This is a genomic window from Microcella sp., from assembly GCF_025808395.1.
Classification (GTDB): domain Bacteria; phylum Actinomycetota; class Actinomycetes; order Actinomycetales; family Microbacteriaceae; genus Microcella.
In genome coordinates this window covers 2,041,978-2,056,650 of sequence record NZ_CP075524.1, presented here as the reverse complement: position 1 = coordinate 2,056,650, position 14,673 = coordinate 2,041,978, and the positions used below count along the sequence as shown (strand labels likewise).

The following is a 14,673-nucleotide window of genomic DNA, read 5'->3' as shown; positions in this document are numbered from 1 at the left end:
GAGCAGGGAAGCGTTTCACGTGAAACATTGCGAGCAGGAGGCCGTGCTGTGACCACCGAGGCACCCTACGACGAGTCAACGCCATTGGCGCGCGAAGTCGCCGAGATCACGCGTCGTCGTCTTGCGCTCGAGTCGACGAGCCTGCCGCTGCCCGAGACCACCCGTGTCATCACGGTGTCGAACCAGAAGGGCGGCGTCGGCAAGACCACGACGACCGTCAACCTCGCCGCCGCGCTCGCTCGATCAGGCGCCCGCGTGCTCGTGATCGATCTCGACCCGCAAGGCAACGCATCAACCGCACTCGGCGTCGAGCACCGTGCAGAGACGCCCAGCGTCTACGACGTGGTCGTCGGCGACTCGCCGCTCGTCGATGTCGTGCAGAAGAGCCCAGAGTTCGACCAGCTCTACTGCGTGCCGGCGACGATCCACTTGGCGGGCGCCGAGATCGAGCTCGTCTCGCTCGTCGCGCGCGAGCAGCGACTGCGCACGGCGCTCGACGCGTTTCTCGAAGGCAGCTCCGAGACGTTCCACTACGTGTTCATCGACTGCCCACCCTCGCTCGGACTCCTCACCATCAACGCCTTCGTCGCCGCGCGCGAGGTGCTCATCCCGATTCAGTGCGAGTACTACGCGCTCGAAGGGCTCAGCCAGCTGCTCAACAGCATCCAGCTGATCGAGCGCCACCTGAATCCGCAACTGCGGGTGTCGACCATCCTGCTGACAATGTACGACTCTCGCACCAACCTCGCGAACCAGGTGGTGAGCGATGTGCGACAGCACTTTCCCGAGCAGGTTCTCGAGACGCTCATTCCGCGGTCGGTGCGCATCAGTGAGGCGCCCAGCTACGGCCAGAGCGTGATCAGCTACGACGAGGGCTCCCCCGGGTCGCTGTCGTACCTCGAAGCGGCAGCTGAGATCGCGCGACGCGGGGCGGCAGCCTGATGGCGACGAAGCGCACCGGCCTGGGCCGCGGAATCGGCGCCCTCATTCCGACCGGCGATGGCGAACGCCCCGTCGACGTCTTCTTCCCGGCACCCGTCACGGGCCCCGAGCTGGGCGAGGTGCCAGGGGCGCGCCTCGCGGCCATCGCCCCGAGCGACATCGTTCCGAACCCGCAGCAGCCCCGCACCGAGTTCCGTGAAGACGAGCTCGCCGAACTGGTGCACTCCGTGCGCGAGTACGGGGTGCTGCAGCCGATCGTCGTGCGCGAGCGCTCGGGGGTTGCCGAAGGCGAAGCGCCGTATGAGCTCATCATGGGCGAACGGCGACTGCGAGCATCCACCATCGCCGGCCTCGAGACCATTCCCGCCATCGTGCGCAACACGGCCGATGATGCCATGCTGCGTGACGCTCTGCTCGAGAACCTGCACCGGGCGCAGCTGAATGCGCTGGAAGAGGCGAGCGCCTACCAGCAGCTGCTCGAAGACTTCGGCATCACGCAAGAGCAGCTCGCCGCCCGGCTCGGCCGTTCGCGACCGCAGATCACCAACACGCTGCGGCTGCTGAAGCTTCCGCCGCCCGTGCAGAGCCGCGTCGCCGCCGGTGTGCTGAGTGCGGGCCACGCTCGAGCGATTCTCGCCGCACCCACCGCCGAGGCGATGCTCAAGCTCTCAGACAAGATCGTGCGAGAAGAGCTGTCGGTGCGCCAGGCCGAGGCCGCTGCGGCGCTGCTCGGCGGCTCGGCAGCCAAGAAGACGGTCAAGCGCCCCGCCGCCGGCTCGCGCCAGGGTCAGCTGAACGAGATCGCTGAGCGACTGGGTGACCGTCTCAACACGCGCGTGTCGATCAGCCTGGGGCAGAAGAAGGGCACTCTGGCGATCGAGTTCGCGACGGTCGCCGACCTGAACCGCATTCTGGGCGAGCTCGGCGACGACGGCTTCCGCTGAGCCGCCGATAGCGCTTACTCCCTGTCACACTTCGCACGCCCGCTCACCTCGATCGCGCGGGCGAGAACGACGTGCGCCGTTCGTGGCATGAGCGCCAGAACGTTCGGGCGCTCATGCCACGAACGCGCACACCTGCGGCAGCCGGCTGACAGCGGTGAGGGTCAGGCGAGGGCGTCGCGCGCCGCCGCCTGTGCGAGCTCGGCATAGACCCAGCCCACGTCGTACCCGGCAGCCTCGAGTGCCAGCGCGAACGTCGACGTCTCGGTGAGCCCCGGCATGACGCTCGCTTCGAGAAACCACGGAGTCGACGCGGCGTCGATGATGAGATCGATGCGGCTGATGTGCCGCAACCCCAGCGCAGTGTGCGCCGCGAGTGCGACCTCGGTGGCACGAGCCGCTTCGGCGTCGCTGATGCGCGCGGGAGCGTAGAACCGCGTCTCGCCGGCGTTGTAGCGCGCCTCGAAGCCGTAGACGCCCGAGAGCGGCTCGATCTCGACCGGGGGCAGCGCCACCGGCCCGTCGCCCGTGTCGATGATGCCGATCGCCACCTCGACCCCGGTGACACGCTGCTCGATGAGGGCGACGTCGCAGTAGGTGTACGCGAGCACCATCGCGCGGCGCAGCTCGTCGTCGTTCTCGACCAGGCTGACCCCCTGCGCCGAGCCGCCCTGTGCGGGCTTGACGGCCACGGGTGGCGGCAGTTCGTTGCGCACGACGGCGAGCACGCTCTCGGCGCCGAGCTCGCGAAAGGCGTCGCGTGTGAGTGCGATCGAGTGCGGGGTGGGCACTCCGGCGCGCTCGACGATGGTCTTGGCTCGAGGCTTGTCCCACGCGAGGCGGGTCGCGCTGGCCGACGAGCCGACGTAGGCGAGGCCGAGAAACTCCAGCAGGCTGCGCAGTGCGCCGTCTTCGCCGCTCGCGCCGTGCAGCGTCGGCCAGATGACATCGGGACGATCGGCGAGCAGCGAGGGCAGCAGGGTCGCGTCTGGATCGCGCAACTCGACGTGCAAGCCGTGGGCGATGAGTCCGTCGGCGACCCGTCGACCCGACTTCAACGAGATGTCGCGTTCGTGCGAGATGCCGCCGGCGAGCACGATGACCCGGTCGGCGCGATGATCAGCTGCTGCGGTCATCGGTCAGGAGAGGTTCGGGGGCGGGCTGGCGACGTGGGGGTCGTAGCGCACCGCCTCGATCTGGCCGGTGGGCGCGAAGGTCTCGAGCAGCTCTTGCTCGCCGCGGACGACGGTCGCCAGGCGCCGGATGCCCTCCCGAACGTCAGCGGGCGTCGGGTAGCAGAACGCGAGTCGAAGGTGCTGGCGGCCCGATCCGTCGGCGAAGAAGGCCGTGCCGGGGGTGTAGGCGACGAGCTCTTTGACGGCTCGGGGCAGCATCGCCTTCGAGTCGAGCCCGTCGCTCAAGGTGACCCACACGTAGAAGCCGCCGTTGGGCATCGTCCAGCTCAGGTCGGGCAAGTGGTGCTCGAGCGCGTCGATCATGGCGTCGCGTCGGTCGCGGTAGAGCGTGCGGAAGACGTCGATCTGGCCGCGCCAGTCTGCGTGGTCGAGGTAGTCGCTGATGACCATCTGGTTGAGCGAGCTCGGGCTCAAGATCGCTGCCTCGGCAGCGAGCACGAGCTTCTCGCGGATGGCGTGCGGTGCGAGCGCCCAGCCGACCCTGAAGCCGGGCGCGAGGGTCTTCGAGAACGATCCGAGGTAGACGATTCCTTCGCTCTCGACTGAGCGCATGGCCGCCGGCGCCGGCCGGTCGAACCACAACAACCCATAAGGGTTGTCTTCGAGGATCAGAATGCCCTCGGAGCGCGCAATATCGATGATCTGCAGGCGTCGTTCGCTGCTGAGGGTGACCCCCGCTGGATTGTGGAAGTTCGGAATCAGGTAGAGCAGCTTCAGTCGCTGCCCGGCAGCTCTGAGGCTCTGGATGCGCTCGGTGAGTGCCGCGGGAATCATGCCGTCAGCATCCATCGGAATATGGGCGACGGTCGCCTGGTACGAGCGGAAGATGCCCATCGCGCCGACATACGACGGCGACTCGGCGAGCACGACGTCTCCCGGGTCGAGAAACAGCTTCGCCACGAGGTCGAGGGCCTGTTGCGAACCGGTGGTCACCACGACGTCGTCGACGCCCGCGTGGATTCCCTCGATCGCCATGATTTCGAGAATGCGCTCTCGCAGGTCGGGCGTGCCCTGCCCCGAGCCGTACTGCAAGGCGTGAGCCCCGCGATGGTGCATCACCCGGGCCATCGACTCGGCGACGGTGTCGAGCGGAAGAGCGGAGACAGCGGGCATGCCGCCCGCGAGCGAGACGACCTCGGGGCGCGAGGCGACGGCGAACAGCGCACGAACCTCTGAGGCGCTCAAGCCGGCCGTGCGCTCGGCGTAGTGCCCGTACCAGGGGTCGAGGTTGGTGCCCTCGCGCGAGATCGTCATGCTCGTGGATCCTCGTCAGTAGTCTCAGCCGGAGTCGGCAATGAGTATCAGACTACGACGAGCCACGAGAAAACCCGCCCCCGCGAACGGGGACGGGCATCACGGCCGGGCGTGCTCTGAGTCGCACGCCGGCGAGGCTACGCCAAGAATTCGGCGAGATCGGCCTCGAGCGCGGGCTTCGGCTTCGCACCGATGACCGTCTTCACGACCTCTCCCCCACGGAAGACCTTCATCGCCGGAATCGACGTGATCTGGTACTTCATGGCGGTCTCGGGGTTGTCGTCGACGTTGAGCTTGACGATGTCGAGCTTGTCGGAGTTCTCGTTCGCGATGGCATCGAGAATCGGCGACACGGCGCGGCACGGGCCGCACCACTCTGCCCAGAAGTCGACCATGACGGTCTTCTCGCTCTGCAGCACTTCGCTCTCGAACGTGGCATCGGTGACGTCGCGGGTTGACATGGTTTCCCTTTCGGTGGTGGTTACGGTGTCGAGACGGCGGCGGCCGTGCGGCGCACGTCGTCGGCGACTGTCTCGAGATAGTGCTGGGCGTCGAGCGCGGCGACCGTGCCGCTGCCGGCGGCGGTGATCGCCTGCTTGTAGGTGGGGTCGACGACGTCGCCCGCCGCGAACACGCCCTCGACGCTCGTGCGCGACGAGCGGCCCTCGACGGCGATCGTGCCGTGCTCGGTGAGGTCGAGCACTCCGTGCACGAGGTGGGTGCGCGGGTCGGCACCGATGGCCACGAAGACGCCAGAGACGTCGAGCGTGCGCTCGGCGCCCGTGACGGTGTCGACGATGCCGATGCCGCTCACCAGGTCGGTGCCGTAGATGTGCGTGACGCTCGCGTTCGTGACGAACTCGATCTTCTCGTCAGCCTTGGCACGATCGAGCATGGCCGCTGACGCCCTGAAGATCTCACTGCGGTGCACGAGGTAGACCTTGTCGACGAATCGGGTGAGAAAGGTCGCTTCTTCCATCGCAGAGTCGCCGCCGCCGATCACCGCGACCGTCTTCTGCCGGAAGAACGCGCCGTCGCACGTGGCGCACCACGACACGCCGTAGCCGCTCAGGCGCTCTTCATCGGCGAGACCGAGCTTGCGATACGCCGACCCGGTTGCGTAGATCACCGCGTGGGCTTCGTGGCGGTCGCCGTTGCCGAGGGTGACAGACTTCACCGGCCCCTCGAGCTCGAGCGACACGACGTCGTCGTAGACGATCTCGGCACCGAACTTCTCTGCCTGCTGCTGCATGCGGGTCATGAGCTCGGGGCCCATGATGCCGTCGGGGAAGCCGGGAAAGTTCTCGACCTCGGTGGTCTTCATGAGCTCGCCGCCGAACTCGACCGAGCTGGCGATGACGAGCGGCGAGAGGTTCGCGCGCGCGGCATAGATGGCCGCGGTGTAGCCGGCCGGGCCCGAGCCGATGATGATGACGTGACGCATGATTCCCCTTGTGTTGGGCGTGCCGTGAGAGTCAGCAGACTCAACCCAGTCTAGGTCGGCAGTATTCCGCTCTACCGGCGACGTCGCCTGATGATCGGGTCGATGATCGCCGAGAACTCCGGGATGCGCATCGCCGCCAGCACTGCACCGTAGACGAGCGTCATCACGACTCCGATGAGCACCATCGAGCCGAGGGCGGCCGCCTCGCTCGAGCGGGCGGCGCCATCGACCGCGAACGCTCCCAGCGCCCAGCCGACACCGGCGCCCGCCGCGCTCGAGGGCAGTGCGGCGATCGCGTACTGCCCGAACCTACGCGCAATGTGCAGTGCGTCGATGCCGTCGAGCCGCCGGCGCAGCAGCAGCAGCGCGATGAGGGTCTGCGCGGTGCCGGCGAGTGACGTGACGAAGGCGAGGCCGACGGCGATGGCGGTGGTCGGCAGCGTCGCGACGAGACCTGCGCCGCTGACGAAGAGCCCCGCTTGCGCCAGCTGGATGAAGAAGGGCGTGCGGGTGTCGTCGAGTGAGTAGAAGACTCGCTGCACTACGAACAGCACCGTGAACGGGATGAGACCCACGACGAATGCGGCGATGACCCGTGCCATGCCGTCGACCACCTCGGGGGTGCCCCCGAACACCCGGGCGAACGGGCCCGCGACGACCAGCAGGCCGATGGTCGCGAGCACCATGATCATGAGGATGCGCCTGAGCGACTCGCTCACATCGGCCCGCACGGCGTCTCGATCGCCGTCGCGGGCGTGCTGACTCATGCGCGTGAAGTATGCGGTGGCGAGCGAGACGGTGACGACGGAGTGCGGCAGCATGAAGATGAGCCACGAGAATCGCAGCACTGCGAGCGAGGGCTCGCCCCCCGCCGCCGCGAGCGAGGCCACGTTGGCCTGCACGATGCCGGCCAGTTGGGTGACGAGCACCATGCCGAAGACCCAGCCGGCCGCGCGGCCTGTCGCCCCGAGGCCGACTCCCCGCCAGCGGAAGTCGGGTCGATAGCGCAATCCCGCCCGTCGCCAGAAGGCGAAGAGCACGAGCGCTTGCACGGCGATGCCGAGCGTGGCCGAACCAGCGAGCACCGAGATCATGGCTGGGGTCCACGACGTGGCCGTGGTGACGTCGTTCGAGAACAGCAGCGAGAACGCCACGAGTCCGATGATCGCCACGACGTTGTTGAGTGCGGGGGCCCACGTGAACGGCCCGAAGACCTTGCGGGCGTTGAGCACCTCGCCGAGCAGCGCATACACGGCGTAGAACAGCACTTGCGGCAGGCACCAGTATGCGAAGGCGACCGCGAGCGCGAGCTCGTCGTCGGTGAAGCCGCGCCCGCCGTCGCCCGCTTGCTGCGAGTACAGCGTGACGAGCAGGGGCGCAGCGAGGGTCGCGATGACCGCGGCACCCAGAAAGACGACGAACCCGAGGGTCACGAGGCGATTCACGAACCTCGCCCCGCCGTCGTCGTGCAGCCCCGCCTTGACGATCTGCGGCACGAGCACGGCGCTCAGCACGCCGCCGGCCACGATCGCGTAGATGTTGTTCGGCAGCTGATTGGCGAGGGCGAACGCGTCGGCGCCGGCGCCGACCGTGCCGATCGTCTGAGCGAGCACGACGGCGCTGACGAACCCCAGTAGGCGCGAGACGACGGTGCCAGACGCCAGGAGCATGCTCGCGCGACCGATGCTGTCGCCGGCGGCGGAGGTCGGCGCGCTCACGTGCTCGTCACCTCGCTCGGGTCGGCTGGGTCGGCCGCCGCCTGGCGCCGGCGGCGCTTGCGCACGTCGCGCACGATGCCGGTCACGAACAGCCCGGCGACGGCGAGGGCGACGACGATGGTTCCGGCCGTCTCCCACCCGGCCTGCAAGTTGAGTGAGACTCGGGTCGGAGTCGAGAGCGACCTGCCGTCAGCATCCTGAACCGTCACCGTGATGTCGACCTCGCCATTCGTGAGCGACTCGACCGGCACGACGACGCGCGTCTGCGACTGCGGTTCGACGAGAGTCTCGACCTGCGGGTCGAGCACGCGCAACTGCGCGGTATCTGGATCGACGTTCACGTAGACCCGCACCGCAACATCCAGGTCGTTCTGCACGGTGACCGGAATCGACGCACGGTCGCTCAGCAGCAGGATCGCGCTGCTCTCGGCCACGTTGACCGATGACCGCAGCCTCGACGATGCATCGACGAACCGCTCGAGGGCGGCCACCGAGTCGTCGCCCCAGCCCAGCGAGAGCGCCGACAGCAGCTCGAGCCTGCGCACGTCGCTGATCGCTCCCGGAGTGAGGGCGATCTGGGCGAACCGCCGATCGGCGGCCTCCGCCGCGACAGCAGCCCTGATCGCGGTCGAGCGCACCTCATCGACCGGCCGGTCGACGATCGTGGCGGCAGCTGCACGGCCCGTGATCGCCGACGACACCGTTGATCCGGTCGACCACGGCAGAGCGATCGTCTGCGACACCGTGTCGAGCACTCGATCGCTGCCGACGACCGCCTCGCGATCGAGCGCGATGACGACGGCGGTCGAGGTGCCCGGCGCGGCGCTCGCGGCGACCAGGGCCGATACTCGCGCCATCGCACTGTCGAACCGCTGCTGCGACGGAGCATGACTGGCGGCGCGCGCGGCGGTGCTGAGCGCTTCGTCGGCCCGCAGCAGGGTCACGTCGCCGCGCTGCTGAACGGCAGACAGCGAGCCGAGCACGGTCGACGGGGTCAGCACGAGTCGGGTTCCGGCAGCCGCAAGGGCGTCGAGCGACTCTGCCGTCAGGCCCTCTGCTGCCGGCCACAGCGCGTGCTCGAACGTGACCGGCCACTCGAGAAGCTCCGCGAGCGACTGCGTGAGTGCGGCGTCGGACGACTGATCGTCTGGGTCGGCCGTCGCCCCGGAGCCTTCGAGCTCGAGGGCCGCCACGGCGACGCCTGTTCCTTCGGGACGTGGCAGCGGCGATTCGGTCGCCGCGAGCGCGGCCACCGCGTCGGCGTCGGCCCACGGCAGCAGGAAGCTCTCATTGGGTGCGGCTGCGAGCCGCTCGAGAAAGTCGAGCGCGCTCGGCGGTGCCTGCTCGCCGAGCACCCTGATCGAGGCGATGATGCGCGGATCGATGGCGAGCAGCACGGGTCGACCAGTCACGGCGCTCAGCGTGCGGCTCAGCGAACCGGTCTCGCTCGTGAGCGTGGCCAGGGTGTCGGCAGTCAGCAGGGCCTCGGTCGACTCAGGGGTCGAGAGGGCGGCCACGAACACCGTGGAGGCCACCGGGATCGCTGTATCGGCCGGCACCCACACCACCGAGGTGCGGTCGCGAGCCACGACGGTGCCCGACGTGCGGTCGGTGACGGTCACTTCGGCGAGTCGTGGGCCGAACGGGCCCTGCCACAGTGCGCTTCCGGCACTCACCGTGAGGTCGAGAACGGCGCTCGCGCCGGCGTCGATGGGCGAGAGGGTCTCGATGGTCGAGGGCGACAACTCGGCGAGCCCGATGTCGTCGTCGCTCGAGAACCAGGCGGCGAGCTCGGTCTGCTCGGCCGCCCGACTGCCGTCGATCGTGAGGGCCACGTCGAGCGCGCCGTTGGTTCTGCCTCCATCATTCGAGAGCGTGACGCGCACGCTGAGTGCCTGCCCCTCTCGAACGGCTCCTGACCCGCTGGGCGCGGCGATCACCTCGAGCACCGGCTCGCTCGCAGGGTCGCTCGTCGTCGCCGACGCCGGCAGTGCCGCACCCCAGAGCAGGGCGCCAGAGAGCGCGAGGGCCCAGAACGATGACTGCCGGGTGAAGGCGCGACGACCCCTTCGTTCCCGCACGGCCGCCATGGGGGAAGTCTAGACTCTGGTCACTATGGAGAGCGTGGCCGCGGCCGTCACCCGGTTGCAGGCACTCGCGGCATCCGAGCCTCTCGCGACCCTCGCCTCGCGCTTCGAGGCGGCGGGGCACGAACTCGCGCTCGTCGGGGGCCCCGTGCGCGACGCCTTCTTGGGCCGCCCCGTGAACGACCTCGACTTCGCGACCTCCGCGCATCCCGATCAGATCGTTCGCATCGTGCGCCCGATCGCCGACGCGCACTGGGAGATCGGGCGCGCGTTCGGCACGATCGGGGCCCGGCTCGGCGAGGCGACCGTCGAGATCACGACCTATCGCTCTGACGCCTATGCGAGCGATTCGCGCAAGCCCGAGGTGCAGTTCGGCGACACCCTCGATGGCGATCTCGTGCGCCGAGACTTCACCATGAATGCTCTCGCCCTGCGGCTTCCGTCGCTCACCCTCGTCGACCCGTCAGGCGGGCTCGACCACCTGTTCGCTCGTCGGCTGGTGACGCCGGGCAGCCCAGAGCAGTCATTCGGCGACGACCCCTTGCGCATGCTGCGCGCCGCCAGATTCGCGGCCCAGCTCGGCGTGGCGGTCGACGAGGCGGTCGTCGAGGCGATGCACCGGATGCGCGACCGCTTGTCGATCGTGTCGGCAGAGCGCATTCGCGACGAGCTCGGAAAGCTGCTCGCGGCCGACTCGCCCCGTGTCGGGCTCGAGCTGCTCGTCGATACCGGCATCGCCGCGCTCGTGCTGCCTGAACTGCCGGCCCTGCAGCTCGAGATCGACGAGCACGCCCACCACAAAGACGTCTATGAGCACTCGCTCACCGTGCTCGAGCAGGCGATCGAGCTCGAGCGAGAGCGGCACCCCGACGCCGAACCCGATCTGGTGCTGCGGTGGGCGGCGCTCTTGCACGACATCGGCAAGCCCGCGACGAAGAAGGTCGAAGCCTCGGGCGCGGTGACATTTCACCACCACGATGTCGTGGGCGCGAAGCTCGCCCGCAAGCGCCTCGCCGCTCTGCGCGTCGACAACGACACGATCGCAGCGGTCAGCAGGCTGATCGAGCTGCACCTGCGGTTCTTCGGCTACAGCGACGCCCCGTGGACAGACTCGGGAGTGCGTCGATATGTGCGTGACGCGGCCGAGCAGCTGCCCCGGCTGCACATCGTGACCCGCGCCGACGTCACGACCCGCAACCACCGCAAGGCCTCGAGACTGCGAGCTGCGTACGACGAGCTCGAGCGGCGCATCGCAGCACTTGCCGAGCAAGAGCAGCTCGAGGCCATCCGCCCCGACCTCGACGGCGAGCAGATCATGAGAATCCTCGAGATCTCGCCGGGGCCGCTGGTCGGCGAGGCATACCGCTACTTGCTCGAGCAGAGGCTCCACGACGGCCCGCTCGGTGAAGCAGAGGCCGAACGACGACTGCGAGAGTGGTTCTCGGCCCGCACCGCCTGAGTGCTGCGCGGTTTGAGTCGAGCCCCGTGTGCGACTAGACTCCTCAGGTTGCGCCCGCGCTCGTGCACGGGCTCGCACACGATGCCATAACCCTCCTGCTGCAGACCGTCTGCAGCCGTTCGAGTCCGAAGGAGGTGGGTGAGTCATGCATCAGTACGAATTGATGGTCATTCTCGACCCAGAGATCGATGAGCGCACCGTCGCTCCGAGTCTGGACAAATTTCTCGGTGTCATCCGCAACGATGGCGGAACGATCGAGAACGTCGACATCTGGGGCCGACGCCGCCTCGCCTACGAGATCAACAAGAAGAACGAGGGCATCTACGCAGTCGTCAACTTCTCGGCGACTCCCGCGGCGACCAGCGAGCTCGACCGCCAGCTGAAGCTCAGCGAGGCTGTCATGCGCACGAAGGTTCTGCGCACCGAAGAGGCAGTCGCTCGTGCCGCCTCGATCGAGGCCGATAACACCGCTCGCGCTGAGGCGAAGGCCGCTCGCGCGACCGCTGCCGCCGGCAAGGCCGCCGCTGCCGCGAAGGCCGCCGAGTAGTCATGGCCGGCGAGACGATCATCACCGTCGTCGGAAACCTCACGGCCGACCCCGAGCTGCGGTACACGCAGAGCGGCCTGGCGGTGGCCAACTTCACGATCGCGTCGACTCCGAGGTCGTTCGACCGCGCGTCGAACGAGTGGAAAGACGGCGAGGCGCTCTTCCTGCGCGCGAGCGTGTGGCGCGAGTTCGCCGAGCACGTCGCGAGCTCGCTGACCAAGGGCAGTCGCGTCATCGCGCAGGGTCGCCTGAAGCAGCGGTCGTACGAGACCAAAGAGGGCGAGAAGCGCACGACGATCGAACTCGAGGTCGACGAGATCGGCCCGAGCCTCCGCTATGCGACCGCGCAGGTCACTCGCAGCTCCGGCGGCGGCCAGGGCGGTCAGCGCGGTGGAGCGATCCCCGTGGCCGACGAGCCCTGGGGCGCACCAGCGGGCGCTGCGCCAGCAGCGGCGGGCGGCGATGTCTGGAACACCCCGGGGTCGTTCTCGGACGACACTCCCTTCTAACGCGGTCAACCACCGCACCCCATTCACTTTCTCGGTAAGAAAAGGACAACCACATGGCTGGCAAGAGCAGCGGCGACCGCCGCAAGCCTCGCGGAGGCAAGGGCGCGAAGAACGCCGCCCCCGCCAAGGCGATCCGCGTCGGCGTCATCGACTACAAGGATGTCGCGACGCTTCGCAAGTTCATCTCCGAGCGCGGAAAGATCCGCGCCCGCCGCATCACCGGTGTCTCCGTTCAGGAGCAGCGCCTCATCGCCCGTGCCGTCAAGAACGCGCGCGAGATGGCTCTGCTCCCCTACGCTGGCGCCGGCCGTTAGGAGCACGTGATGTCGAAGCTCATTCTCACGCAAGATGTCACGGGCCTCGGGGCTCCGGGTGACGTGGTCGAGGTCAAGAACGGCTACGCCCGCAACTACCTCGTGCCCCAGGGCCTCGCCGTGGCGTGGACTCGCGGTGGCGAGAAGCAGATCGAGTCGATCAAGGCCGCCCGCGCCGCTCGCGAGCACGCCACGATCGAAGAGGCGCAAGACCTGAAGGCGCGCCTCGAGGCCAACCCGGTGACGCTCGTCGTCAAGGCAGGAGCCGAGGGTCGCTTGTTCGGGTCGGTCAAGACCGGCGATGTCGCCGACGCTGTCGCCGCGGCCGGTATCGGCACGATCGACAAGCGTCTCATCGAGCTGGTGTCGCCCGTCAAGGCGGTCGGACAGCACGAGGCGATCCTCAAGCTGCGCGATGGAATCATCGCGACGATCACCCTGTCGGTCGTCGCCGCCAAGTAGTCGTCGTTCACAGAAGCGGTAGTCGAGCCTCGGCTCGACTACCGCTTCTGTATGCCTGCTGTCAAGTCGACGGCGGCGTGTTCGTCCACAGCCACCCGCGGCGCACGGGCAAGTCTCACGTTGCACTTGAACCCTGTTTCTACACACACGGTGTGAACGCCAAAACTCCAGGTCAGAGCCTGTTTGTCACCGAGGATCGTCGAGTAGTGCACAGAGTTGTCCCCAGGTTCTTCACACAGACACCGGCGTTTCTCGCCATGAGTGCACAGTTCTATCCACAGGGTTTGTTGCTGTCTGCGGCACCCCCTTCCTACAGTGAACCGTCGCGCCGCAGTTGCGGGTTGCGGGCGCGGCGCCATCGCCTCGTCGGGGGTCGACGGTAGACCTGTAGTCGACTCGCAGAAGGGGGCGAAGACCGTGTCATTGACGCACATCTCGCACGCCCCCGATGCTCGGGCCACCGACAGCCGCGGCCCCGATCGTGTGCCCCCACACGACCTGCTCGCCGAGCAGAGCGCGCTGGGCGGCATGCTGCTGAGCAAAGACGCAGTCGCCGACGTCATCGAGGTTGTGCGCGGCGTCGACTTCTACATTCCGAAGCACGAAGTCATCTTCGAAGCGATCATGACGCTGTACTCGCACGGCGAGCCCACCGACGTCATCGCCGTCACCGACGAGCTGACCAAGTCGGGCGCCCTCGTGCGAGCAGGCGGGGCAGACTACCTGCACACGCTCACCGCCATCGTTCCCACCGCGGCGAATGCCGGGTACTACGCCTCGCTCGTCGCCGAGAAGGCGGTGCTGCGCAGGCTCGTCGAGGCGGGCACGCGCATCGTGCAGATGGGCTACGCCTCTGAAGGAGAAGTCACCGACCTCGTCAACAACGCCCAAGCCGAGATCTACCAGGTGGCGGGCGGTGTCGAAGCCGAAGACTTCATTCCGCTCACCGAAGCGGTGACGACCGCGATCGATGAGATCGAGGCGGCGAGGGGCCGAGACGGTCAGATGACGGGAGTGCCGACCGGCTTTCATGACCTCGACGAGCTGACGAACGGCTTCCATGCCGGGCAGCTCATCCTGGTCGCCGCCCGGCCCGCGCTCGGAAAGTCGACGCTCGCGCTCGACTTCGCTCGGGGTGCCGCGATCAAGCACGATCTGCCCACCATCATCTTCTCGCTCGAGATGGGTCGCAGCGAGATCGCAATGCGCCTGCTCTCGGCAGAAGCCTCCGTGCCGCTGCAGGCCATGCGCAAGGGCACAGTCGACGCTCGAGACTGGACGACGATCGCGCAAGTGCGCGGGCGCATCAACGACGCCCCGCTCTACATCGATGACAGCCCGAACATGACCCTCGTCGAGATTCGCGCCAAGTGCCGCCGGCTCAAGCAGAAGGTCGGGCTGAAGATGGTCGTCATCGACTACCTGCAGCTGATGACGAGCGGCAAGCGCGTCGAGAGCCGTCAGCAAGAGGTCAGTGAGTTCTCGCGGGCGCTCAAGCTCATGTCGAAAGAACTGCAGGTGCCCGTCGTGGCCCTCTCGCAGCTGAACCGAGGGCCCGAGCAGCGCGCCGACAAGATGCCCGCCCTCAGCGACCTCCGCGAGTCTGGCTCGCTCGAGCAAGATGCCGACATGGTGATCTTGCTGCACCGCGACAATGCCTTCGAGAAAGACAGCGCACGACCGGGTGAGGCAGACCTCATCGTCGCCAAGCACCGCAACGGCCCGACCAAGACCATCACCGTTGCCTTCCAGGGTCACTTCTCGCGCTTCGCCGACATGCCCCGCATCTAGCCCTCTCGA

The 14,673-nt window shown here is 67.9% G+C and carries 14 protein-coding genes; 8 read left to right on the top strand and 6 right to left on the bottom strand.

The window, feature by feature from the left end:
• Positions 1-27 precede the first annotated feature (27 nt).
• Together KIT89_RS10050 and KIT89_RS10045 are read left to right on the top strand one after the other, a co-directional pair.
• Complete coding sequence (locus tag KIT89_RS10050; protein WP_297601042.1) at positions 28-942, top strand: ParA family protein; 915 nt, start codon at positions 28-30, stop codon at positions 940-942.
• Complete coding sequence (locus tag KIT89_RS10045; RefSeq protein ID WP_297601040.1) at positions 942-1,886, top strand: ParB/RepB/Spo0J family partition protein; 945 nt, start codon at positions 942-944, stop codon at positions 1,884-1,886. Before KIT89_RS10050 ends, KIT89_RS10045 begins: the two co-directional genes overlap by 1 nt.
• A 161-nt stretch (positions 1,887-2,047) precedes the next feature.
• On the opposite strand, the gene KIT89_RS10040 is transcribed toward KIT89_RS10045, so the two are convergent.
• The 6 genes from KIT89_RS10040 to KIT89_RS10015 all read right to left on the bottom strand — a co-directional run bounded on the left by KIT89_RS10040 (position 2,048) and on the right by KIT89_RS10015 (position 9,585).
• Complete coding sequence (locus tag KIT89_RS10040) at positions 2,048-3,019, bottom strand: D-alanine--D-alanine ligase (RefSeq protein WP_297601037.1); 972 nt, start codon at positions 3,017-3,019, stop codon at positions 2,048-2,050.
• Positions 3,020-3,022: 3 nt separating this feature from the next.
• The gene (locus KIT89_RS10035) at positions 3,023-4,333 is read right to left on the bottom strand and encodes a PLP-dependent aminotransferase family protein (RefSeq protein ID WP_297601036.1); all 1,311 of its coding nucleotides are present in this window, start codon (positions 4,331-4,333) and stop codon (positions 3,023-3,025) included.
• A gap of 137 nt (positions 4,334-4,470) precedes the next feature.
• On the bottom strand, positions 4,471-4,794 hold the full coding sequence (trxA, locus tag KIT89_RS10030) for a thioredoxin (RefSeq protein ID WP_297601033.1): 324 nt from the start codon (positions 4,792-4,794) through the stop codon (positions 4,471-4,473).
• Between the two features lie 20 nt (positions 4,795-4,814).
• Positions 4,815-5,777, bottom strand: coding sequence for a thioredoxin-disulfide reductase (gene trxB / locus KIT89_RS10025; protein WP_297601030.1), 963 nt, complete (start codon positions 5,775-5,777; stop codon positions 4,815-4,817).
• Positions 5,778-5,848: 71 nt separating this feature from the next.
• The gene (gene murJ / locus KIT89_RS10020) at positions 5,849-7,495 is read right to left on the bottom strand and encodes a murein biosynthesis integral membrane protein MurJ (RefSeq protein ID WP_297601027.1); all 1,647 of its coding nucleotides are present in this window, start codon (positions 7,493-7,495) and stop codon (positions 5,849-5,851) included.
• Positions 7,492-9,585 (bottom strand): DUF6049 family protein, encoded by a 2,094-nt coding sequence (locus KIT89_RS10015; protein ID WP_297601025.1) that lies wholly within the window; start codon positions 9,583-9,585, stop codon positions 7,492-7,494. The genes murJ and KIT89_RS10015 overlap by 4 nt, the downstream gene beginning before the upstream one ends.
• Positions 9,586-9,610: 25 nt before the next feature.
• On the opposite strand from KIT89_RS10015, the gene KIT89_RS10010 reads away from it, so the two are divergent.
• The 6 genes from KIT89_RS10010 (at position 9,611) to dnaB (ending at position 14,664) form a co-directional block, all read left to right on the top strand.
• Entirely contained in the window at positions 9,611-11,041 is a 1,431-nt protein-coding gene (locus tag KIT89_RS10010) for a CCA tRNA nucleotidyltransferase (protein WP_297601022.1), read from the top strand.
• A gap of 145 nt (positions 11,042-11,186) precedes the next feature.
• On the top strand, positions 11,187-11,588 hold the full coding sequence (gene rpsF / locus KIT89_RS10005) for a 30S ribosomal protein S6 (protein WP_297601019.1): 402 nt from the start codon (positions 11,187-11,189) through the stop codon (positions 11,586-11,588).
• 2 nt (positions 11,589-11,590) lie between these two features.
• The gene (locus KIT89_RS10000) at positions 11,591-12,097 is read left to right on the top strand and encodes a single-stranded DNA-binding protein (protein WP_297601016.1); all 507 of its coding nucleotides are present in this window, start codon (positions 11,591-11,593) and stop codon (positions 12,095-12,097) included.
• Positions 12,098-12,150: 53 nt separating this feature from the next.
• Complete coding sequence (rpsR, locus tag KIT89_RS09995) at positions 12,151-12,411, top strand: 30S ribosomal protein S18 (RefSeq protein ID WP_047561128.1); 261 nt, start codon at positions 12,151-12,153, stop codon at positions 12,409-12,411.
• A gap of 9 nt (positions 12,412-12,420) precedes the next feature.
• Positions 12,421-12,873, top strand: a complete 453-nt coding sequence (rplI, locus tag KIT89_RS09990; RefSeq protein WP_297601008.1) for a 50S ribosomal protein L9 — start codon at positions 12,421-12,423, stop codon at positions 12,871-12,873.
• Positions 12,874-13,290: 417 nt separating this feature from the next.
• Complete coding sequence (gene dnaB / locus KIT89_RS09985) at positions 13,291-14,664, top strand: replicative DNA helicase (RefSeq protein ID WP_297601006.1); 1,374 nt, start codon at positions 13,291-13,293, stop codon at positions 14,662-14,664.
• Positions 14,665-14,673: the final 9 nt, after the last annotated feature.

Coding starts and splice junctions, on each gene's coding strand:
- KIT89_RS10045 (WP_297601040.1), top strand. CDS start 942: ATGGCGACGAAGCGCACCGGCCTGGGCCGCGGAATCGGCGCCCTCATT.
- KIT89_RS10040 (WP_297601037.1), bottom strand. CDS start 3,019: ATGACCGCAGCAGCTGATCATCGCGCCGACCGGGTCATCGTGCTCGCC.
- KIT89_RS10035 (WP_297601036.1), bottom strand. CDS start 4,333: ATGACGATCTCGCGCGAGGGCACCAACCTCGACCCCTGGTACGGGCAC.
- trxA (WP_297601033.1), bottom strand. CDS start 4,794: ATGTCAACCCGCGACGTCACCGATGCCACGTTCGAGAGCGAAGTGCTG.
- trxB (WP_297601030.1), bottom strand. CDS start 5,777: ATGCGTCACGTCATCATCATCGGCTCGGGCCCGGCCGGCTACACCGCG.
- KIT89_RS10015 (WP_297601025.1), bottom strand. CDS start 9,585: ATGGCGGCCGTGCGGGAACGAAGGGGTCGTCGCGCCTTCACCCGGCAG.
- KIT89_RS10010 (WP_297601022.1), top strand. CDS start 9,611: ATGGAGAGCGTGGCCGCGGCCGTCACCCGGTTGCAGGCACTCGCGGCA.
- rpsF (WP_297601019.1), top strand. CDS start 11,187: ATGCATCAGTACGAATTGATGGTCATTCTCGACCCAGAGATCGATGAG.
- KIT89_RS10000 (WP_297601016.1), top strand. CDS start 11,591: ATGGCCGGCGAGACGATCATCACCGTCGTCGGAAACCTCACGGCCGAC.
- rpsR (WP_047561128.1), top strand. CDS start 12,151: ATGGCTGGCAAGAGCAGCGGCGACCGCCGCAAGCCTCGCGGAGGCAAG.
- rplI (WP_297601008.1), top strand. CDS start 12,421: ATGTCGAAGCTCATTCTCACGCAAGATGTCACGGGCCTCGGGGCTCCG.